The organism is Nocardiopsis dassonvillei (genome assembly GCF_964273065.1).
Classification (GTDB): Bacteria; Actinomycetota; Actinomycetes; order Streptosporangiales; family Streptosporangiaceae; genus Nocardiopsis; species Nocardiopsis dassonvillei_B.
The window spans coordinates 4,291,119-4,311,496 of sequence record NZ_OZ186815.1 but is presented as its reverse complement, the minus strand read 5'-3'; the positions used below and the strand labels follow the sequence as shown (position 1 = coordinate 4,311,496).

Here is a 20,378-nt window from a genome sequence, read left to right as displayed (position 1 = left end):
TTTAATACGCGGGCACGGGGACGCCAGGCCCCGGGCGTGCGCCTACCCCCGCGGCTTCTCGGCGGGAGGCCGCCCGAAGGCCCGCGGGCTGTCGTCGGCCATGGTGTAGCGCCCCTCCTCCAGTTCCCGGATGAGACCGCGGGTCCACTCCACGGCCGCCCCCACGGACAGTTCCCACAGTCTGAACAGCGGGCGCACGTGCTCGGGCTTGTCCCACTCCTCGGTGCTCAGCCGCCCGGTCTCCAGCGCCTCGGCGCCGCTCCTCTCCAACTCCGCGATCCGGCTTCGGAGCAGATCGATCACCTCGGCCCGCGGCAGCGAGGTCATCAGGGTGATCCCCGCGCACAGCAGGGCGTGGTCGTCGCCCGCGTGGGAGAGCGCCCTGCGCAGCAGCCGGTGCAGCTCGGCCTCGCCCTCCTCGGTGATCTCGTAGGAGACGCGTTCCACCACATCGTCGCCCTCGGCGGTGACCTCCCGCAGCCTGCCCTCGGCGGTGAGCTTGCGCAGCGCGTGGTAGATGGACCCCCACTTGACGTTGGCCCACTCCGAGGCGCCCCAGTCCATCAGCTCGCGGCCGACCCGATACCCGTGGGCACGCCCCGACATGCGCACCACACCCAGCACCAACAACCGCGTCGCCGACATCGCCGCCTCATCCGGAGCTCCCCGGGGACCGCCCCCGGTGGGACTCCAGGTTACGGCCCGCCCCCGAACGCACCCGGGGCTCACAGCGCCCGGAAGCGGCGGACGATGGGCGGCGGGGTGGGCCCGGCCTTCTCGTAGGCGGCGCGGGCCGGGGCGTGCCCCTCGTCCCCGCCGGTCTCGGCCACGGCCGTGCTCGTGCCCCGGGCGCGGATCCGGTCGGCCGCGTGCCGGGTGATCACCGTTCCCAGCCCGGCCCTCCGGTGGCCGGGGCCCGCGGCCGGCAGGGCGACCTCGCCCGTGTCGTCCGCGGGGCGGACCACGGCGGTGTGGAACCCGGCGGCCCGCCGCGCACGGCGACCCGCACGGTGGTCCCCGGCTCGTCGGGGGCCCGCCCACCGCCTCGCGCCGGCCGGCCCGCCGGTCCGGGGTCGTCCGCCCGTGGATCCGCGCGCCGAGCGCCCGCCGCAGCGACGCGTGCACCGGCGCCCGGGCCCGCAGCGACGACTCCGGCACCGTCACCCGCTCGGCGCCCGGAACTCCCTGATCCCGGTGTCCACGGCGGCAACGTACGCAGCCGCGCCGGGAACGAGGGCGGCCCCGCGTCCCGGGGACGCGGGGCCGGGGAGCCGCCGGGCCTCGCGAGCCGGCGGGGTCCGTGGGGAGGGCGGGGTCCGCGGAACCGCCTACCGGGGTGCGGCGGTCAGCAGCCGCCCGCGACCGCCGGGATGATCGAGATCTGCGCGCCGTCGGCGATCTCGGTCTCCAGGCCCTTGGCGAAGCGCACGTCCTCGTCGCCCACGTAGACGTTGACGAAGCGGCGCACCTTGCCGGCGTCGTCGAGGATGCGCGCCCGGATACCCGGGTGGTTGGCCTCCAGGTCGTCGAGGATCTCGGCGAGGGTGCTCCCCTGTGCGGAGACCTCGGCGGCGTCACCGGTGTAGGTGCGCAGGATGGTGGGCACGCGAACGCTGGCGCTCATGGCGTCCTTCTTCTCTGTGGTGGTCGTGGCGGAACGGGTCCCCGGGGCGTGGCGCCGCCCCGGGGAAGCGGGGGTCAGGCCAGCCCGGCCTCGGCGAACGCCTTCAGGGACGGCGCGATGGTGGCCGTCACCCCCGCGCTCACCGCGTTCAGGGTCTTGAGCCCGTCACCGGTGTTGAGGACGACGGTCTCGGCCTTCGGGTCGAGCCGCCCCTCCCGGACCAGCTTGCGCAGCACGCCGGTGGTGACGCCGCCCGCGGTCTCGGCGAAGATCCCCTCGGTGCGGGCCAGCAGCGCGATCGCCTCGACGACCTCGTCGTCGCCCACGTGCTCCACCGAGCCGCCGGTGCGGCGGGCGATGTCGAGCACGTAGGGGCCGTCCGCCGGGTTGCCGATGGCCAGCGACTTGGCGATGGTGTCCGGCTTGACCGGCTGGATGACGTCCAGGTCCTTCTCCCAGGCCTGGGCCACGGGAGAGCAGCCGGTGGCCTGCGCGCCGAAGATCCGGTACGGCCGGTCCTCGACCAGGCCCAGCCGGATCAGCTCCTGGAAGCCCTTGTCGATCTTGGTGAGCTGGGAGCCGGAGGCGATGGGGATGACGATCTGCTCGGGCAGCCGCCAGCCGAGCTGCTCGGCGATCTCGTAGGCCAGCGTCTTGGAGCCCTCGCCGTAGTAGGGGCGCAGGTTGACGTTGACGAAGCCCCAGCCCTCGCCGGCCTCGTCGCCGATGAGCTCGGAGCAGAACCGGTTGACGTCGTCGTAGTTGCCGTCGATGGCCACGACCTTGCCGCCGTAGACGGCGGCCATGACGACCTTGGCCTCCTCCAGCCCGGCGGGGATGAACACGCAGGACTCGAACCCGGCGCGGGCCGCGGCGGCGCCGACGGCGCCCGCGAGGTTGCCGGTGGAGGAGCAGGACAGGGTGGTGAACCCGAAGGTGCGGGCGGCCTCGACGGCGATGGCCACCACCCGGTCCTTGAAGGAGTGGGTGGGGTTGCCGGAGTCGTCCTTGACGTACAGGGAGTCCAGGCCGAGTTCGGCGGCGAGGCGGTCGGCCCTGACCAGGGGGGTGAGGCCGGGGTTCATGTTGGGCAGTTCGGCGACGTTCGCCGGGACGGGCAGCAGGTGCCGGTAGCGCCAGATGTTGGCGGGGCCGCTCTCGATGTCGGCGCGGGTGACGGTGCCGAAGTCGTAGGCCACTTCCAGCGGGCCGAAGCAGAACTCGCAGGCGAAGCGGGGTGCGAGGTCGTAGCGCTCGCCGCACTCGCGACAGGACAGCGCGGTCGCGGGTCCGAAGGACTGGACGGAGGTGGGTTCGGTGGCGGCAATCGCCATGGCGAGGCGTCTCCCCTCATCTTCCCTGGCGGACACCTTGTCCCCAGGCCGGAGTTGGCACCTGTCCCGGCCGCCCCGCGGGTCCGCGAGTGTGTACGCCGAGATGGTTGCCGGGGCTTCGCAGGGCCGGTCCCTCCACCCCTCTGGATGAGCAATATGAAATTGTCGTGCGCTCGGCCGGGTGCTCCCGGAGTCGGCACGGTCACTGTAACGGACGCGTCGACCGGTTTTCCACGGGGCGTGATCCGGGTAACACGAAACGACTCACATGGTGAGACGGCACGGATCCGGGAGCGGCCCGTGCGTGTGTCCTGTGCCCGCTGGGTGACATCGTGCACCTGTGACCTTCGTCGGGTTTGGGGCGCCTGCCGACCGGCGAGACCTAGATTGCGTCCTCCGCCGTCCGCCGCCGCCCGACCCCACGGGTCCGTGCGCCGGACCCGGGGGCCGTTTCCGTATCCTTCGCTCGACCGGAACCCCGCGCATCCCGAGAGGACGAGATCACGTGGACAAGGCCCAGATCCTCATCGCCTCCAACCGAGGACCGGTGTCCTTCTCGACCACCGAGGACGGTGGGCTGGAGCACCGGCGCGGCGGAGGCGGGCTGGTGTCCGGCATGATCTCGGTGGCCACCGAGGTCGACGGCATCTGGGTGTGCGCCGCCCTGTCCGAGGCCGACCGCCGGGCCGCGGCCGAGGCGCCGGGGGCGCGGCTGGACCTGCGCCACGACCTGGACGGCATGCGCGTCCACATGCTGGACATCCCGGAGGAGACGTTCCAGGGCGCCTACACGGGGGTCGCCAACTCGACGCTGTGGTTCCTCCAGCACATGATGTACGACACCCCGAACAAGCCGTCGTTCGGCTCGGGTTTCCGGCGCCGGTGGGAGAACTACACCGCCTACAACAACGCCTTCGCCGAGGCGCTCGTGACGGGGGCCGCCGACGGCGCCCGGGTGGCCGTGCAGGACTACCACCTGGCGCTGGTGCCGCGCATCCTGCGCTCCCGCCGGCCCGACCTGCGCATCGCGCACTTCTCGCACACGCCGTGGGCGCCGCCGGAGTACCTCCGCCTGCTGCCCGACGACATCGCCCGCGAACTGCTGGCGGGCATGCTGGGCGCCGACCGGCTGGGCTTCCTGAGCCCGCGCTGGGCCGACGCCTTCCTGCGCTGCTGTGCGGAGATCCTGCGCGCGGACGTGGACTTCGCCGGCCGGACCGTGGAGTACGGCGGCCGGGTGATCGGGGTGGGCGTGCACGCGCTGGGCGCCGACGCGGAGGAGCTGCGCGCGAGCGCCGCCGACCCGCTGGTGGCGGTGCGCCGGGAGACCCTGGAGGAGCTGGTCGGGGACACGAGGCTGATCGTGCGGGTGGACCGGACCGAGCTGTCCAAGAACATCGTGAGGGGGCTGGAGGCGTACGGGGAGCTGCTGCGCGCGCACCCGGAGTGGCGCGGCCGGGTGACCCACCTGGCGTTCGCCTACCCGAGCCGGGGCGACGTGCCCGAGTACCGCGACTACACGGACCGGGTGCTGCGGGTGGCCAAGGAGATCAACGAGGAGTTCGCGACCGCCGAGTGGACCCCGCTGATCCTGGAGGTCAACGACGACTACCCCCGCTCGCTGGCGTCGTTCCAGCTGGCGGACGTGCTGCTGGTGAACCCGATCCGGGACGGCATGAACCTGGTCGCCAAGGAGGGCCCGGTGCTCTCGGAGCGGGATTCGGTGCTGGTGCTGTCGCGGGAGGCGGGGGCCGCCGACGAGCTGGGCCGGGACGCCCTGACGGTCAACCCCTACGACACCGTGGAGACGGCGGAGGCCCTGCACAGGGCGCTGTCGATGCCCGCGGAGGAGAGGCGGATCCGGCGGGAGCGGCTGGCTGAGGCGGCGGTGGCACTGCCGCCGCGCCGGTGGTTCCAGGAGCAGCTGCGCTCCCTGGGCTGAGCCCGCCCGCCGCGTGCGCGGCGGTCCCCGGCCGGGAACCGCTCCCCGTTCGTCCCCGGTGCGCCCCCTCCGCCGGGGGAGGCGGCTCCCCCGCCCGGGGGAGGACCGCGGCCGCGCCGCGGGCCAGACTGGGGCCATGGACTCTCACGCGTCGCCCGCCGCGGACCGCCCGCCGTCCGGTGCCCGGGCCTCCTCCGGCGCCCCGGACCGCACCGCGCGCTGGGCGGTGGCCGCGGCGCTGTGGTCGCTGCTCTACGTCGTGTCCAAGGTGGAGTACGCCCTGGCCGGCCGGCTGGGGGTGACCGGCGGCCCGGAGGTGGGGGCCGACGCCTACGCGGACCCCGGGCCCGGCGGGGTGGCCGCCGCCCAGTGGGGCAACGCCGGGGTCGGGCTGGCCGTGGTCCTGCTGTTCGCGCTGTGCGCCCTGCCCGCCTTCCGCCGGGTCCCCCGGTGGCTGTCTCTGCCGCCGGTGGGGGCGGTGGCCCTACTGGGGCTGGTGGGCGCGGTGGGCATGGTCGGCCGGGACCTGTTCACGGGGTCGGGCGGAACGGTCTTCGGCCTGTACTGCCTGGTGTGGGCGGCCCTGTCGGTACGCGTGCTGGCGGGCCTGGCACGGCGGACCCGGGCCGGGCGCCGGGCCTGAGCGGGGTTCAGGCGTCGGGGAGCGGCGCACCGGCCTCGGCGAGGATCTCCCGCACCACCGCGGACTTGGCGTCGGCGTAGTCCTGGATCCGCTCCCAGGTCCGCTCGGCCAGCCCCCGCTTGACCGCGACGTAGCGCTCGCGGGCGTCGGCGTTGGCGATGAGGTGGTCGCGGAACAGGCGCATCCGCTCGATCTCCGCGCAGCCCTCGCTGAAGACGTGCAGGTTGAGGTTGACGTCCGGCCCCTTGAAGACCCGGTGCTCGTACCAGTCCGGCTCGCGGATGACGAGCACGTACCCGGCGGCGTAGAGGTCGGGGAGGTAGGCGGGCTCGTCGGCGGAGTCGGCGACGACCAGCAGCAGGTCGACACAGGGTTTGGCGGGCAGGCCGGGGACGGCGGTGGAGCCCACGTGCTCGAAGAGCAGGACGCGGTCGCCCAGGGCGCCGCGCACCCGCTCGGCCTCGCGTTCGAAGAGGTAGGGCCACTTGGGGTCGTAGTTCGAGATGTGGACGCGGCCGTTGACGAGGTTGCGGTGCTCGGGAGAGGAGTCCACCCGCATTTCCCCGCGGGAGGGCAGCGGTGACGCTTCGAGGGGAGACATTCCACAAAGGTTTCTCTGTTCACCGCCCCGCGTCAAGGGTATCCGGCGTGGCTTACATATGCACGTGTATTCGTGACATGACGAAATCTCACATCACCACGGAGAGCGATGTCCCGGATACTCTTGGAGAGAATTCGCGCTTCTTTTTCTTCGCCTTGTTCTCTTTGCACGCATATTTCCTTCCGCGCGTCGGCCCGGACGCTGCGACCGCCGGGACCAGCGCTCCCGCCGGGGCCGGGCCCGCCGGATCTGTGGAACAGGTGTTCGAGAAAACGCCGCCGGGATCGCCCGGCGGGGAGGACCCGGCACCGTTCGGCTCCGCCGCGCACGACCGTTCGGACACCGCCCCGAAAACACCCCTCCGGCACCCCGCCGAATCCGCCCGGAGGCGCCGGCCGAATGAGGAGGGGAATGGCGGTCCCCCGTTTCCGCCCCGGTCAGCCCCTGCGGCGGCGGCCGCCCTTCTTCCGCCGGGAGGCGGGCGGCGCCTCGGCGGCGCGCTGCTCGGCGATCTCCGCCTCCTCCAGCGCCCGCTCGGCCTTGACCCCGTAGGGGTCGGCGGAGGAGCGGCGCACCCACACCACGACCAGGGCCACACCCAGGACCAGCACCAGGCCGACCAGCGCGAACCACACCCACACCGGCACCGAGGGCCTCTCCTGCGCCTGGTCGGCCAGGTCCTCGTCGATGAGCGGGATGTCCTGCGCCGCGCCCGAGGCCTGCGACTCCGCCCCGGTCAGGTACAGGCTCGGCAGCCCGTCCGGGCCCTCCTGCCCGCCCTCCACCAGGGCCTCGCGGACCTGTTCGGGGCGCAGCTGCGGGTGGGCCGAGCGCAGCAGGGCGGCGGCCCCGGCGGCCATCGCCGCCGCGTACTCGGTCCCGGTGACCTGGACCTGGCCCATGTCGGGTCCGGCGGTCTCCAGGTCGGCGCCGGGGGCGACCAGGTCGATGGCCCCCGCGTCGGGCGAGCCGGAGATGAGCTCCGCGTTCTCGTCGACCCCGCCCACGGCCAGCACGTTGGGGTCGTCCGGGTTGTCGGCCGGGCCGACCACCAGGGCCCCGGCGGCGACGGCGTCGCGGGTGGCACCGGTGAGGTCGGACCCCTCGGGGATCTCGGGCAGCAGGATGACCTGCGCACCGGCGTCGGCGGAGTGGCGCACCGCGGCGGCCAGCCGGCCCTCGGTGGGGATGACCAGCAGACCCGAGGCGGGTGCCACGCCGAGCACGCCGCCGTCGGCGTCCATGCCGTGCCCGTGGCCCGCGACCAGTGCGGCCGCGGCGCTGCCCGCGTCGGCGTCGCCGTCGTTGCCGCCGAACTCCTCGTCGACGGTCAGGTTGTCGACCAGATCGGGGTGGTCGGCGTGGACCGAGACCCCGGGCAGGGCGACCGTGATGCCCTGGCCCTGTGTTTCCGGCCACAGTTCCTGGGCGTTGACGGACTGGAGCCCCCACTGCTCGGGGCGGAAATCGGGAACTCCGTCGGCCGCCGCGGGGGCGGCGCCCGAACCGAGGACGACGATCGCGGCGATGGCGACGATCCCGGTGTGTTCCCTGTGACGGCTGATGCCCCCGAGCACGACAGGCTCCCTAATGTTGCTCCCCTGTACCACCGTAATTCTGTCACGAGCACAGGTTTCCGGCGTGGACAAGTGACCGTGTGGGTAGGGAAGGCAACTGTATCCCTGCTGCCAGTCCTGGGTTTTCCGCTCCGCATCCGGCATGTCGAGTCGCTAGCATGAGTCGGGCCGATCCGGACAAACCAATTTCCCGTCCAGGGGGTGTCCCATGCCGAATATCGGTCAGACCGAAGGCGGTCAGCCAGCCCTGGCCGAACGCGATCAGCGCATCCTGGCCTTCGAACGCCAGTGGTGGAAGTTCGAAGGCTCCAAGGAGCAGGCGATCCGCGACGAGTTCGGGTTCTCCGCCACGCGGTACTACCAGCTGCTCAACGGACTGGTGGACCGCCCGGAGGCACTGGCCTTCGATCCCATGACGGTCAAGCGGCTGCGCCGGGTGCGCGCCGACCGCCAGCGCCAACGCAACGCGCGGCGGCTGGGCATCCGACTCTGAGGCTCCTTTTCGGTCGCACTCTGCCCGAAGTACCACGGACGCGACCGCAGGTCCGAAACCAGACGAGAAGCGCGGGTGCGCACTACAGGTGCGCACCCGCCTCTCTCATCCCACACGAACCACCATCGTGCACCGGGGCCGGTGAACGGCGGCCGAACGCTGCGCGGACATCCGGCACCGGTTCCGGCGCGCCCGTCGTCGGCGCCTGTTCACCCTCCCGGGTTAGGTTGGAATCCGCCCTCCCGGAAAGGTCCGCCATGCAGCTGCCCGAACCGAGCACGACCGAGGGGCGCGCCGCGCTCGACGCCCTGCTGACCGACCCCGCCAAGGCCCTGGCCGCCTTCGACTTCGACGGGACCCTCGCGCCCATCGTCGACGACCCGCGCGCATCCGCGCCGCAGCCGGGGGTCGTGGAGCTGCTCGCCTCCCTGGCCGGGCGGCTGGGCGCTGTCGCCGTCATCACCGGGCGCCCCGCCGCCACCGCCGTCGCCCTGGGCGGGCTGGAGCGGGTCCCGGGCATCACCGTGCTGGGCCACTACGGCGCCGAGCGCTGGGCGGACGGCCGGGTGCTGGCCGCCGATCCTCCGCCGGGGGTGGCCCTGGTCCGCGACGAGCTGCCCGGGCTCCTCGGCTCCGTCGGCGCGCCCGAGGGCACCCTGGTCGAGGACAAGGGCCGCTCGCTGGCGGTGCACACCCGCCGCGCCGCCGAACCCGACGCCGCGCTGGCCCTGCTCGCCCCGCACCTGGCGGCGCTGGCGGAGCGGGCCGGACTCCGGGTGGAGCCCGGCCGGATGGTCATCGAGCTGCGCCCCGAGGGCGTGGACAAGGGCGTGGCCCTGTCCGGGCTCGTGGAGGAGCGGGCCGCCGGGTCGGTCCTGTACGCGGGAGACGACCTGGGCGACCTGCCCGCCTTCGACGCGGTGGCGCGACTGCGCGCCGAGGGGATCCCGGGGCTGAACGTCTGCTCGGGCTCCGGGGAGGCGCTCGGGGTAGCCGAGGCCGCCGACCTGGTGGTGCCGGGCCCGGCGGGCCTGGCGGAGTTCCTCACCGCCCTGGAGCGGGCCCTGGGCCGCCCCTGAGCGGGCACCGCCCGCGACCGCTCCCCCACCCGGCCGACCGGCCTGTCGGACGGCGCCGCGCCCGCCCCGCCGCCCGACAGGCCGTCCGAACCCCGTACCCCCGTGCCCGTGCCCCGGGCCCGGGAAGCGGCCCGCCGACGACACCGCCCCGCGTCCGCTCCCCCGCGCGATCCCGCGCCGCCGGGCGGCGCCCCGGCCTCGGCGCACGCGTGCCCGGCGGGCGTCCCCGCCCGGCCCCGCCGGTGGCGCCGTCCCCGGGCGGCCCGGACCGGGCCCCGGGTCAGGGCGTGGAGTCGTGCGCCTGCGGCGACACCGCCGAGCGGGCCGCCGAGCGCAGGTCCACCAGGCCGGTGCGGTCACGGCCGTAGTGGACCGCGTTGGTCAGCACCCCCACGTACCGGCTGCTCTCGGGGTGCATGAACAGGCTCGTTCCGGTGAACCCGTTGTGGTGGACCACCCCCTCCGGGGTCACCAGCCACCCCAGCCCCCGCCACATCCGCTGTCCGGCGTCCACGTGCGGCCGCCAGCTGTCCCGCACGAAGGACGGCGGCACCGGCCCCTCCCCGCCCTCGTGGATGCGCAGCAGCTCCCGCGCGAACGCGCCCAGGTCGATGGCGGTCGTGAACGCCCCCGCGTGTCCTGCGACCCCGCCCATCAGCGCCGCCGCCTCGTCGTGCACCACGCCCCAGGCGGGCGCCGCCCCCGGCAGCCGCCGCTCGGTGGGCGCGACCCCGGGAGAGCGGGCCAGCGGGCCGAACACCGTGGACCGCATCCCCAGCTCGTCCCACAGGTCCGCGGCCAGCCGGTCCAGCCCCGTGCCGTACAGCCGCTCCAGCACCAGCCCGAGCAGGATGAACCCCCGGTCGACGTACCGGTGGCCCGGCTCCTCCAGCGGGTCGGCCAGGATCGCCTCGGCCAGGTCCTGGCCGGCGCCCACGTACCTCTCCAGCCAGGTCACCGGGTTGAGGCGGCCGGTGTGGGTGAGGATCTGCCGGGTCGTCACGACCGCCCCGGGCAGACCGTCCGCGGGGAGGTATTCGGACATCGGTGCGTCCAGATCGAGCATCCCCTCGGCGACCGCCTGGCCGACCAGCGGCCACGTGGCCATCACCTTCGTCAGACTCGCCACGTCGTAGGCGACGTCGGGCGCGGTGTCGTTCTCCTCGTCGATCCGGCCGACCGCCACGAACTCCCACATGCCCCCGGTACCGATGACGGCGGTGCCGCCGGGCAGCCAGCCCGCGTCCACCATCACCTTCAGGACTCCGCGGATCCGCGCCCCCGTCTCCGTGAGCCAATCTCCATCACGCACCACAGCCTCCCCCGGGTGTTCTCCACTCACTCGGGCGGATACCCCGTTATCTGCTCGTTGTCACACCGTTCCGGACTCCGTGCAGGACGAAACCCTTGCAGGTCAGGGCCGTAATCAAGGCCTTGATCCCGGGCGGAGTAGTCTGGCGCCCACGACCCCGAGGAGGACGATTGAGCAGCAAGACCCCCGTTCCCGCCGGTTTCCGCGGAGTCGCCGGGAACATCGGGATCAAGGACCCCAACGACGACTTCTTCGCCGTGGTGTCCGAGGTCCCCGCACACGTGTCCGCCGTGTTCACCCGATCCCGGTTCGCGGGACCCAGCGTGCTGCTCAGCCGCCGCGCGGCCGCCGACGGCCGGGCCCGGGGTGTCACGGTGATCGCCCGCAACGCCAACGTAGCCACCGGGGGCGTGGGCGAGGAGAACGCGCGCGAACTCCAGGAGCGGGTCGCCGCGGCCGCCGGGGTGCCCGCCGACGAGGTCCTGGTGGCGTCCACCGGCGTGATCGGCCGCCCCTACCCGATGGAGAAGGTCCGGGCGCACCTGGACGCGCTGCCCGACGAGTTCCCGCCCGCCGACCTGGACCGGGCCGCGGCGGCGATGATGACCACCGACACCCACCCCAAGATCGCCTCGGCCCGGATCGGGGACGCGACCCTCACCGGGATCGCCAAGGGCGTGGGCATGATCGAGCCGGACATGGCGACGATGCTGGCGTGGTTCTTCACCGACGCGCAGATCGAGCAGCCGCTGCTGGACGAGGTGTTCCGCCGGGTGGTGGACCGCACCTTCAACGCGCTGAGCATCGACGGCGACACCTCCACCAGCGACTCGGCGGCGCTGTTCGCCAACGGGCTGGCCGGGCCGGTGGACATGGCCGGGTTCGAGTCGGCCCTGTTCGACGTGGCGCTGCGGCTGGTGCGGATGATCGCCTCCGACGGCGAGGGCGCGAGCAAGCTGCTGGAGGTGCGGGTGACCGGGGCGCGCGACGACGCGCAGGCCAAGCGGGTCGCCAAGGCGGTCGTGAACTCCCCGCTGGTCAAGACGGCCGTGCACGGCGCCGACCCCAACTGGGGGCGGGTGGCGATGGCGGTCGGCAAGTGCTCGGAGGAGACCGACATCCTGCCGGAGAGGACCCGCATCCTGTTCGGGGACGTGGAGACCTACCCGGCGGAGTCCACCGACGAGGTGCTGGCGCGGGCGGCCGAGCACATGAAGGGCGACGAGGTGGTGGTCTCGGTGGACCTGGGGATCGCCGAGGGCGGATTCACCGCCTACGGCTGCGACCTGACGGAGGGGTACATCCGCATCAACGCGGACTACACCACCTGATCCGGACGCGGGGAGGGGGCGGGGCCGTGCGGCCCCGCCCCCTCCCCGTTCCCGTTCCCGCGAGCCGCTCAGACGTGGACGGCGGGGGCCTCCTGCCCGTCCTCCATCCGTCCTGCGCGCATGAACAGCGACAGGACCGCACCCGCCATGAGCAGTGCGGACGCGATGAGGAAGGCCAGCTGGAGCCCGTCCAGGAAGGCCAGGTTGCTGGCGCGGGTGACCGCGTCGGCGACCTCCGCGGCGGCCCCCTCGGGGATCACCGCCCCGCCCTGGGCGACGGTGCTCTGCGCGGCGGCGAGCTCGGCCGCCGAGGGGGCGCCCTGCCCGGCCGCGGTGAGGTGCCCGGGCAGGGTGGCCAGGATCGTCCCGGACATCACCGCTCCCAAGACGGCCGTGCCAAGCGACCCGCCCAGCTGCATGGCGGCCTGCTGGAGCGCCGAGGCCACCCCGGCCAGGCGCACGGGGGCGTTGCCGATGATGGCGGCGGTCGCGCCGGTCATGACCAGGCTCAGGCCCGCGCCCAGCAGCAGGAACGCGACGGAGGTGTACAGGATGCCGGTGCCGGCGCCCAGCCCCGAGAGCATGAACATGCCGACCGCTCCGGACAGCAGGCCCGCCGTGGTGGGCGGCTTGGCGCCGACCCGGTCCAGCAGGCGCCCGGCCAGCGGCGAGGTGACGGCCATGGTGGCGGTCATCGCGATGATCTGCATCCCGGTCTGCGCGGGGCTCAGCCCGCGCACGCCCTGGAGGTAGAAGGTCACGAAGAACAGGGAGCCCATGAGGCTCACCGCCATCACCACGGTGAGCACGACGCCGATGGACACCGACCGGTCGGCGAACAGGGACAGCGGCAGCAGCGGCTGCTCGGGACGGCGCTCCCACAGGACGAACGCCAGGCCCAGGACCAGGGCGGCGCCGAGGGAGGCCAGGGTGACCGGGTGCGTCCAGCCCACCACCGGCGCTTCCACCAGCGCCCACACCAGGGCGAACACGGCGACGCTGACCAGGGCGATGCCGGGGAGGTCCATGCGGCTGCCGGGGTCGGTGGGGCGGTTGGCGGCGAGCAGCCACAGGCCCAGGCCCAGCGCGACCGCGCCGACCGGGACGTTGATGTAGAAGACCGCCTCCCAGCCCAGGGAGCCCACCAGCAGCCCGCCGATGATGGGTCCGGCGGCGGTGGAGGCGCCGATGAGGCTGCCGAAGACCCCGAAGGCCCGGCCGAGCCTGCTCGGCGGGAACACCGAGCGCAGCAGGCCCATGGCCGAGGGCAGCAGCAGCGCGCCGAAAACGCCTTGTGCGATGCGGAAGGCCACCAGCATGATGATGCCGGAGGACAGCGCGATGGCCACCGACGAGGCGACGAAGCCGACCACGCCCACCAGGTAGACGCGGCGGTGGCCGAACCTGTCGGCGAGCTTGCCCGCCGTGATGAGGAAGACGGCCAGGCCCAAGAGGTAGCCGTGGGTGACCCACTGGAGCTCGGCCAGGGAGGCCCCCAGCGAGGCCCCGATGGCGGGGTTGGCCACCGCCACGATCGTGCCGTCCAGCGCCACCATCATCACCCCGAACGCGATGGCGACGAGCGTCGCCCAGGGGCTGCGCGTCCAGCCGGACGCCTCCCGGTCGGGCGGCGCGGCCTGGGGCGGAGCTGTCTCTGCGGTCATGGGTCCCCCTCGGAAATCGTCTGCCCCGAGATTATGACAGTGACTGCCACTTGTCAGCCACTGCCTTTTTACAGTGACTGACACCACATCGCCTCGGAGGTATCCTCGGGTGGAACCCGTGGGACACCACGGGTGGACACGGGTGAACGGGAGGCGCGTCCATGAGCACGATGAGCCCCGACGCCGTCGGAGAGGCCGCCGGGGACTGCCGCCCGGGACTGCGCGAGGCGAAGAAGGCGCGCACGCGCAGGGCGCTCATCGAGACGGGACTGCGCCTGTTCCACGAGCAGGGTTACGAGAACACCACCACCGAGGAGATCGCCGCCCGCGCGGGGGTCTCCCAGCGCACGTTCTTCCGGTACTTCCCCACCAAGGAGGACGTGGTCCTGGAGGCGATGGGGAGCGTCGACGAGGTGCTCATCGAGCACCTCCTGGCCCGGCCCGCCGACGAGGCGCCGTTCGAGGCCCTGCGCAACGCCATGCGCGACCACTGGGAGACGCTCGGCCGGACGGCGATGCACCACTTCAAGGGCGGGGCGGCCGAGATCATCGCCGAGAGCCCCGAACTGGTGCGCACCGGGATGGTCTACTGCCGGCGCCGACAGGCCCGCCTGGCCGAGGCGATCGCCCTGCGCGCCGGCATCGGCCCCGCCGACCCCAGGCCCGAGCTGGTGGCGGCGATCTTCTTCGCGGCGCTCTCCAACGGGCACGAGGAGTGGGAGCGGACGGGGGCCCCGGGGCTCGACGGGCTCCTGGAAAGCTTCATGCGCCAGCTGGAGCTGGTCCCCGAGGCCATCGGCCCCGGCTGGGGCATCCCGGACTGACCGCCGGGGGAGACGCCGCCCTGCCGCACACGGGGCGGCCCCGCACCCCCTCCGGGGGTCAGCCGCCCACCGGCTCCCCCGTCACGCGCGGGCGCCACAGCAGCGCCGCGGCCCCTCCGCACACCGCGACCGCGGCCCCGGCCCCGGCGAACACCGCCACCGGCGCCACGCCGCCCGCCCAGCCCGCCAGCGGGTAGGTCACCAGGAAGCAGGCGTGGGAGAGCGCGAAGCGCGCCGCGAGCACCCCGGCCAGGCCGCCCTCGGGGGCGGCGTCCCGCAGCACCCGGCCGGAGGGGGCGGCGATCAGCGAGCAGCCGACGCCCAGCAGCACCCAGCCGGCCCCGAGCACCGCCATGCCGGGCGCGAGCGCCCAGCCGGCGGTGAGCACCGCCGCCCCGGCGACGAGCACCCCGGGGCCCGCGAGCATGAGCCTTCGCGTGCCGAACCGGTCCACCAGCCCGCCCAGCGCGAACGCCACGGCCATCGAACCCGCCCCGAAGAACGCCAGCGCCACCGCCACCCCGGCGTCGGTGCCGCCCAGGTGGGCGCGGACCAGGACCACGGTGTCCACCAGGACCAGGGCGGTGACCACGGCGGCGGCGAGGTCGAGCAGGACGACGGCGCGCAGGCGGGGGTCGGTGGCGAACACCCGCCACGAGGCGGCGGCCCGGCGCGGGTCTCCGGTGTCGCGCGGCAGCGCGGTGGTGAGCACCAGCGCCGCGGAGGCGGCGAAGGCGACCGCGGTGAGCACGAACAGGCCGTGGAAGGGGACGAGCACCAGCAGCGCGGCGGCCAGCAGCGGTGAGGCCAGCGCCTCCAGGTCGTAGGCCAGGCGCGAGAGGGCCAGGGCGCCCGTGTAGCCGCGGTCGTCCACCAGCTCGGGGATCACCGCCTGGAAGGCCGGGGTGAAAACCGCCGACGCGCACTGGAGTACGGCGATGAGGACGTAGACCTGCCACACCTGGTCGACCCAGGGCAGCGCGGCGACGGCGAGCGCGCGGACCGCGTCGGCGCCCACCAGGACGGTCCGCCGGGGGACCCGCACCAGAACAGCGGTGAGCAGGGGACCCGCGCCGACGTAGGCGACCATCTTGATGGTCAGCGCGGTGGCGACGACCGCCGCGGCGCGCTCCCCGGCGAGTTCGTAGCCGAGCAGGCCGAGGGCGACGGTGGCCAGGCCCGTTCCGGCGAGCGCGATCACCTGGGCGGCGAACATGCGCCGGTAGGCGGGGAAGTCGGCGAGGACGCGCCACATGAGGGGACACCTCCGGGAACTGGGAGCGGATCTCCCGAATCATACATGTGCGCAAGTACGCACCTGATGACCCATCATTCGGTTCGACGGGGAACCGCCCGGAGCACCCGGCGCGCCCATGGGGTGGACATCCGCCCTCCGCCTCGACAGGGGCCCATGGCCGCCCTCCTCGTGCCCGCGCCCATCGCGCTCGGCGCCGCCGCGGGCTTCTTCCCGGGACGGCGGGGCGGAGGGCCCGCGAGCGGGTCCGAGGACGGGACACCGCCGGAGCTGCAGCGCGCGGCGACGGAGTTCGGCAAGCGGTTGCAGGCGCTCGGCCTCACCCGGGCCCGGACACCGGCGACCGGGCCTCGGCCGACCACCGCACCGTCCTCGCCGCCTCCCGGCGGCCACTGATCACGGCCTCGGGGCGAACCGCTCCCCCTAGACTGCGCACATGCGGACCAGCGACGAACAGAAGGCCCCGAGCCTCATCCACCCGGCCCCGCCCGAACCCGAGCGGCTGGCCGTGGCGGCGGGCGTGTTCGCCCTGCTGGCCGACCAGACCAGGCTGCACCTGCTGTGGCTGCTGGCGGAGGAAGAAGAAGCGGACGTCGGCCGCCTCACCGAGGCCTGCGGCGCCTCCCGGACGGCGGTGTCCCAGCATCTGGCCAAACTGCGCCTGGCCGGACTCGTGGAGTCCCGGCGCCGGTCCCGCCACGTGATCTACCGCCTCGCCGACGGCCACCTGCGCCGCCTCGTCCTGGAGGCCCTCAACCACGCGGACCACGTCGTCACCGGCGAGCCCTTCCACGAGTGACCCCGGCCGGAGGCCGAACCACCCGCCCCGGCACAGGGGGTCTCCCACCCGCCCGGGACCCCGGCCCCGACCGGAAGCGAACCGCCCACCCCGGACACAGGGGGTGGAACAGTACTGAAGGCTTCCAGGAGCTCAGCCCCCTGGAAACGGCGGCCCGCGGAGCGCGGGCCCGGCCCCGGCCGCAGTCGGCGTCCGGCAGACCGCCGGTCCGGTGCGTCGGGCGCCCGTGCCGAGTGGCGGGGGTGTACCGCCGGAGCCGGGTGCGCGCGAGGCGTGCGCGCCCAGCCATCCGGGGCGGGAGGCAAGGGTCCGCCTGGGAACGAGCCGTTGCTCCCAACAGGCGGCGGTAACGTGCACGACCCCATGCCCTCCCGCGGTCGCGGGGGTGGAAGCCGCACGGACCCGCGGCGCCGGCCCCGGCCGGAAGGCCTCCCGGAGCCCCGCGCCACAGGGACTATTCGGCCGCCAGGACGGCGGCCCACTCGGCGGAGCCGAAGGTGAGGTACCCGTCCCGGCGGTGCCCGGTGTCCCGGACGTCAACACCGGACGCGTGCTCCCGGGTCTCCACGCAGTTCAGGGAATCACCGCTGTAGCTGCTCTTGTGCCAGTCGGTCGGGTGGTTCATCACCGCTCCAGGGGCCTGCAGAGGGTCGCTTCAAGTCTCACCTTCCCCCTTCCCGAACGGCGCCCGCACATGACGAAGGCCCCGGGAAACCCCGGGGCCCGCGTGGAAGTGGCTACTTCTCAGCGGCGAGAGCCGCGACCCACTCCATGGACGCGAAGGTCAGGTGCCCCACTTCGCGGTTCTTGGTGTCACGCACCTCCGCTCCTCCGCAGCGGCGTGCTCCCCGGCCTTGGCGCGACGCCCGCCACCGGCACCGCGGCCGGGACGAAGCGCGCCTGGTCGGCCGGGAACGATCAGCCGACCCACAAGCCGAGTTCGTACCGGCTGACCCGGGTGACAGGACCCTCGTCCTACCGCTGCCCGGGGGTCCCGCCCACGACCACATCACCTCGGTGGGCGAAACCCCGGGCCTCGTAGTAGGTGCGCAACCTCGCGTTGAAGCACACACAGTCCAGCCGCAGTGCTCCGGCTCTCCGGCTGCGTGCTGTGTCACCCGCCCAGTCGAGCATCACGGTTCCCAGACCGGCGGCACGGCATGAACATCCAGGTCATGGCCACACCCGACGGCGAACCACTGTGGACCTCCTGGTCGCTGTCCGGGGCGGTGCACGACATCAAGGCCGCCCGGGTATGGAAGATCGCCGAGCGCATCGGGGCTGCGGGACTGATCGGGCTGGGCGACAAGGGCTACGTGGGCTCTCTGACGAGGTGTTCTGCTCGTTCAAGGGGCGCGGCAAGCCGCAGCGAAGGAAAGACGCCGAATCCGCCCACGCCAAGCTCCGCTCACCGAGCGAGCGTGCGTGCGTGCGTGCGATCGCCACAGCTCAAGAATTGGGACGCCCTGCGCCGCCTACGCTGCTGCCCGCACCGGACTGGAGAGAACGCCCGAGCCGTGCCCGCCCTTCAACTCCGCGACGTAGGATGAAAAATTCTCAGTATGTCTCGCGTCCCTCCGGATCCGGGTTCTTCAGGATGTCGGCGTGCGCCTCAGCCTGCGCCTTGCTGAGCCCGAGCTCCTCGTACATGGCAACGAGCTCCTCGAAAGAGTAGTTCTCCGGGTCTTCCACAGGAACGATCACAGCAAACCCCATTCTCTGAAGACGCCCTCGAGCGCCTCTTCTATCGGCCTGAAGTTATCATCACTCCATTGGCGATTTCTGTCAAACCCCGGAAGGGAGCGATTGATATCAAGCTTCTCCCGAAGCATCGAATCTCCCGTCTTTCCAGTGATCCACTGGGAATAGCTCCGCGCAAACAGCTCCTGCGGCGAGGTGAGGTATTCCACATAGCGAGACCTTGGCTGACTATTGATCTCTTGAAATTCTGGTGAATTTTTTACCACTTCCAGAAAATTCCTCATCGCCGGCGACAGCCTTGCCGACATTGACCCCAGCCCTAGACGGGTCGTCCTATCGCCAGCCTGGTCCACCGCGTGTCCGATTTCATGAACGATGTCTTCTCTCACATATTCATCACTTGGATCAAGAATAATCAACCTCTTTATAGGCACGAACTCCCCACTGGCTCCCGGGCGAAGCTCATTGCGCTTGAATGTTATTTCGGACATGTCGTCCGGGAAACGATGAACCTGACTCAAGAGGTCCACCGAAACCCGAATCTCTCCTAGCAGGTCCGACGAGATGGACTCATCCACCCTGACAGGAAAGGCCCATCCGGCATGTAGATCGTCAGAGTTTTCCGAGCCGTCGTTGGAATCATGGAAATAGTCAGCACCGGGTCCGACCGACTCGTCGCCATTCGAGGTGAAATGATTCTGCTCGGGATTCTCGCTTCCGCCGTTTTGGGGTGACCGATCCGAGTCGAAACCACTGTTGGTTTCTGTAGCTTCGGAGCGAGGCGTGTCGGGGGAGTGGAAGTTGGCCGGACCGGACGTCTCCGTGAAGAAGCCCCTGATGCGTTCGGTGATCTCCGAGTAGTCGCCCAGGTTGTTGACGACGAAGGAAGGCAAACCGAAACCCGACCCGCCACCGGGGCCGTCCGCCCAGGCGGTCGTGAACGGACTGTCGAATCCGTCCCGGCCTCCTCCACCCGCGTCGGGGAGGAAGTCACCGCGCAGGAACGTGCTCGCCAGGGTCGCCCCCTTGACGCTCCACCCGATCGGGCCCGTGAACAGGGCGACGGCCGCGTTGGCCCCGCCCGTGGTCCAGGCGTAGGCCGGACGCTCCTCCAGTTCGGTCCACGGGAACTGCTCGTGGAGCACCGGCCCCCAGGCGTCCTTGATGTTCTCCCACCACAACTCCCCGTCCCGGGAGTCGTCGTCGAAGGGGTTCATGAACCCCTGCTGCCCGTACAGCCCTGTGATGGCCGCGGCGCTCAGTACCAGATCGACCTTGTGGTCGACGAAGTTGTTCCCGACCTCCGAGGGGGAGGATGCCCACCCCCGGTCCTCGGTCCACAGGCCGGCCGCCACCACGGCCGACACCCCCATGTCCCACAGCATCGTGGGCCCGAAACCGTCCCAGAGGGCCATGGCCCCGTCGCGTGCGGGGTCCAGGATCCAGGGCAGGTCCGCGTGGACCACGAGGTGCCAGGTCAGGTCGTTGGACTTGCCCATCAGGTCCCAGAGCCGGTCCGCGCCCTCCAGTGACGGGTCGAGCGTGTAGGAAGGGACGTCGTCGGGATCGATGCCGTAGACGAAGGTGTTGACCCCGTCGCCAGCGTGCCCCGCCGCCACGTAGTCGGTCCCCGAGCCGGTGACCCCCGCGATGCTCTGGGCGCAGCTCCGCTCCGCTTCCTGGTAGGTCCCCCACGCACGGTTGACCTCGGTCTTCAGAATGACGTTCTCAATGAAGTCAACGGGGTTGAGGTGCCAGTGCTCCTTGTCCTTGCACTTCTCGTAGAGTGTCCACGCCCGCTCGCGGAGCCCTTCGAGCTTCTGCCTGGATGTGCGGGCCTCCTCGGCGAACGTCTCCAGGGCATCGGCGACGACCGCGGTGTCGTCGCCGACCGCATCGCCCTTGGTCGCCACCGGCCCCATCACGGAGTACAGCCGTTCCGCTTCGGGCGCCTTGTAGTGCTCCTGCAACCCCTGCCAGGAGGCCTCGACGCTGTGACCGCCCTCGGAGATCTCCCCGGCCGCGGTGCGCATGGCGGACGCCGCCGCTTCCAGGGAATCCGGTGAAGCCGGGACCGAGGGGATCGCGGGCGGATGGATGAGGGCCGTGTAATCCAGGACCAGGGGCTGCTGATTCCTCAGGTCGGCCTGGGGAACACGCTCTTCGATGGGGGGCACGTCGTCGGCTCCCTGAAGGGGG

General features: G+C 72.4%; 21 protein-coding genes and 1 riboswitch. Of the genes, 9 read left to right on the top strand and 12 right to left on the bottom strand.

Annotation, left to right across the window (positions count from 1 at the left end):
• Positions 1–42: 42 nt before the first annotated feature.
• The 4 genes from ACSUPR_RS19310 to thrC form a co-directional block, all read right to left on the bottom strand.
• Complete coding sequence (locus tag ACSUPR_RS19310) at positions 43–645, bottom strand: PadR family transcriptional regulator (protein ID WP_436886104.1); 603 nt, start codon at positions 643–645, stop codon at positions 43–45.
• Between the two features lie 80 nt (positions 646–725).
• Entirely contained in the window at positions 726–965 is a 240-nt protein-coding gene (locus ACSUPR_RS19305) for a GNAT family N-acetyltransferase (protein WP_436886103.1), read from the bottom strand.
• A 380-nt stretch (positions 966–1,345) separates the two neighbouring features.
• Positions 1,346–1,624, bottom strand: coding sequence for a ubiquitin-like small modifier protein 1 (locus ACSUPR_RS19300; RefSeq protein ID WP_436886102.1), 279 nt, complete (start codon positions 1,622–1,624; stop codon positions 1,346–1,348).
• Between the two features lie 74 nt (positions 1,625–1,698).
• Positions 1,699–2,958, bottom strand: a complete 1,260-nt coding sequence (thrC, locus tag ACSUPR_RS19295; RefSeq protein WP_436886101.1) for a threonine synthase — start codon at positions 2,956–2,958, stop codon at positions 1,699–1,701.
• A gap of 13 nt (positions 2,959–2,971) precedes the next feature.
• A riboswitch (SAM riboswitch) is annotated at positions 2,972–3,112 on the bottom strand.
• A 351-nt stretch (positions 3,113–3,463) separates the two neighbouring features.
• Between thrC and ACSUPR_RS19290 the strand changes: the two genes are divergently transcribed.
• Together ACSUPR_RS19290 and ACSUPR_RS19285 are read left to right on the top strand one after the other, a co-directional pair.
• Complete coding sequence (locus ACSUPR_RS19290; protein WP_436886100.1) at positions 3,464–4,900, top strand: alpha,alpha-trehalose-phosphate synthase (UDP-forming); 1,437 nt, start codon at positions 3,464–3,466, stop codon at positions 4,898–4,900.
• 136 nt (positions 4,901–5,036) lie between these two features.
• Entirely contained in the window at positions 5,037–5,543 is a 507-nt protein-coding gene (locus tag ACSUPR_RS19285; RefSeq protein ID WP_436886099.1) for a hypothetical protein, read from the top strand.
• Between the two features lie 7 nt (positions 5,544–5,550).
• On the opposite strand, the gene ACSUPR_RS19280 is transcribed toward ACSUPR_RS19285, so the two are convergent.
• Positions 5,551–6,144: a GrpB family protein gene (locus ACSUPR_RS19280; RefSeq protein WP_436886098.1), complete on the bottom strand. Its 594-nt coding sequence runs from the start codon at positions 6,142–6,144 to the stop codon at positions 5,551–5,553.
• 437 nt (positions 6,145–6,581) lie between these two features.
• A complete protein-coding gene (locus tag ACSUPR_RS19275; protein WP_436886097.1) occupies positions 6,582–7,721 on the bottom strand; it encodes a S8 family serine peptidase in 1,140 nt (379 codons plus the stop codon).
• Positions 7,722–7,929: 208 nt separating this feature from the next.
• On the opposite strand from ACSUPR_RS19275, the gene ACSUPR_RS19270 reads away from it, so the two are divergent.
• A complete protein-coding gene (locus ACSUPR_RS19270) occupies positions 7,930–8,214 on the top strand; it encodes a DUF3263 domain-containing protein (RefSeq protein WP_436886096.1) in 285 nt (94 codons plus the stop codon).
• A gap of 257 nt (positions 8,215–8,471) precedes the next feature.
• A complete protein-coding gene (gene otsB, locus ACSUPR_RS19265) occupies positions 8,472–9,293 on the top strand; it encodes a trehalose-phosphatase (protein ID WP_436886095.1) in 822 nt (273 codons plus the stop codon).
• Positions 9,294–9,573: 280 nt separating this feature from the next.
• Here otsB and ACSUPR_RS19260 read toward each other — a convergent pair whose 3' ends face one another.
• Complete coding sequence (locus ACSUPR_RS19260) at positions 9,574–10,605, bottom strand: serine hydrolase domain-containing protein (RefSeq protein ID WP_436886094.1); 1,032 nt, start codon at positions 10,603–10,605, stop codon at positions 9,574–9,576.
• A gap of 170 nt (positions 10,606–10,775) precedes the next feature.
• Between ACSUPR_RS19260 and argJ the strand changes: the two genes are divergently transcribed.
• Positions 10,776–11,936 carry a bifunctional glutamate N-acetyltransferase/amino-acid acetyltransferase ArgJ gene (gene argJ / locus ACSUPR_RS19255; RefSeq protein ID WP_436886093.1) on the top strand — a complete coding sequence of 387 codons (1,161 nt, stop codon included), beginning with the start codon at positions 10,776–10,778 and terminating at the stop codon, positions 11,934–11,936.
• Positions 11,937–12,004: 68 nt separating this feature from the next.
• Here the strand turns inward: argJ and ACSUPR_RS19250 are convergent, their stop codons facing one another.
• Positions 12,005–13,600, bottom strand: coding sequence for a DHA2 family efflux MFS transporter permease subunit (locus tag ACSUPR_RS19250; RefSeq protein ID WP_436886092.1), 1,596 nt, complete (start codon positions 13,598–13,600; stop codon positions 12,005–12,007).
• A gap of 161 nt (positions 13,601–13,761) precedes the next feature.
• Between ACSUPR_RS19250 and ACSUPR_RS19245 the strand changes: the two genes are divergently transcribed.
• The gene (locus tag ACSUPR_RS19245) at positions 13,762–14,424 is read left to right on the top strand and encodes a TetR/AcrR family transcriptional regulator (protein WP_436886091.1); all 663 of its coding nucleotides are present in this window, start codon (positions 13,762–13,764) and stop codon (positions 14,422–14,424) included.
• 58 nt (positions 14,425–14,482) lie between these two features.
• Here the strand turns inward: ACSUPR_RS19245 and ACSUPR_RS19240 are convergent, their stop codons facing one another.
• Positions 14,483–15,679, bottom strand: coding sequence for an MFS transporter (locus ACSUPR_RS19240; RefSeq protein ID WP_436886090.1), 1,197 nt, complete (start codon positions 15,677–15,679; stop codon positions 14,483–14,485).
• A 156-nt stretch (positions 15,680–15,835) separates the two neighbouring features.
• Here ACSUPR_RS19240 and ACSUPR_RS19235 point away from each other — a divergent pair, with 156 nt between their 5' ends.
• Together ACSUPR_RS19235 and ACSUPR_RS19230 are read left to right on the top strand one after the other, a co-directional pair.
• Positions 15,836–16,075, top strand: a complete 240-nt coding sequence (locus ACSUPR_RS19235; protein ID WP_436886089.1) for a hypothetical protein — start codon at positions 15,836–15,838, stop codon at positions 16,073–16,075.
• 40 nt (positions 16,076–16,115) lie between these two features.
• Complete coding sequence (locus ACSUPR_RS19230; RefSeq protein ID WP_436886088.1) at positions 16,116–16,478, top strand: ArsR/SmtB family transcription factor; 363 nt, start codon at positions 16,116–16,118, stop codon at positions 16,476–16,478.
• 454 nt (positions 16,479–16,932) lie between these two features.
• Here the strand turns inward: ACSUPR_RS19230 and ACSUPR_RS19225 are convergent, their stop codons facing one another.
• Entirely contained in the window at positions 16,933–17,103 is a 171-nt protein-coding gene (locus ACSUPR_RS19225; protein WP_436886087.1) for a DUF397 domain-containing protein, read from the bottom strand.
• Between the two features lie 535 nt (positions 17,104–17,638).
• Between ACSUPR_RS19225 and ACSUPR_RS19220 the strand changes: the two genes are divergently transcribed.
• Positions 17,639–18,028, top strand: coding sequence for a hypothetical protein (locus ACSUPR_RS19220; protein WP_436886086.1), 390 nt, complete (start codon positions 17,639–17,641; stop codon positions 18,026–18,028).
• Positions 18,029–18,035: 7 nt separating this feature from the next.
• Here ACSUPR_RS19220 and ACSUPR_RS19215 read toward each other — a convergent pair whose 3' ends face one another.
• On the bottom strand, positions 18,036–18,182 hold the full coding sequence (locus tag ACSUPR_RS19215; RefSeq protein WP_436886085.1) for a hypothetical protein: 147 nt from the start codon (positions 18,180–18,182) through the stop codon (positions 18,036–18,038).
• On the bottom strand, positions 18,179–20,356 hold the full coding sequence (locus ACSUPR_RS19210) for a hypothetical protein (protein ID WP_436886084.1): 2,178 nt from the start codon (positions 20,354–20,356) through the stop codon (positions 18,179–18,181). Before ACSUPR_RS19210 ends, ACSUPR_RS19215 begins: the two co-directional genes overlap by 4 nt.
• Positions 20,357–20,378: the final 22 nt, after the last annotated feature.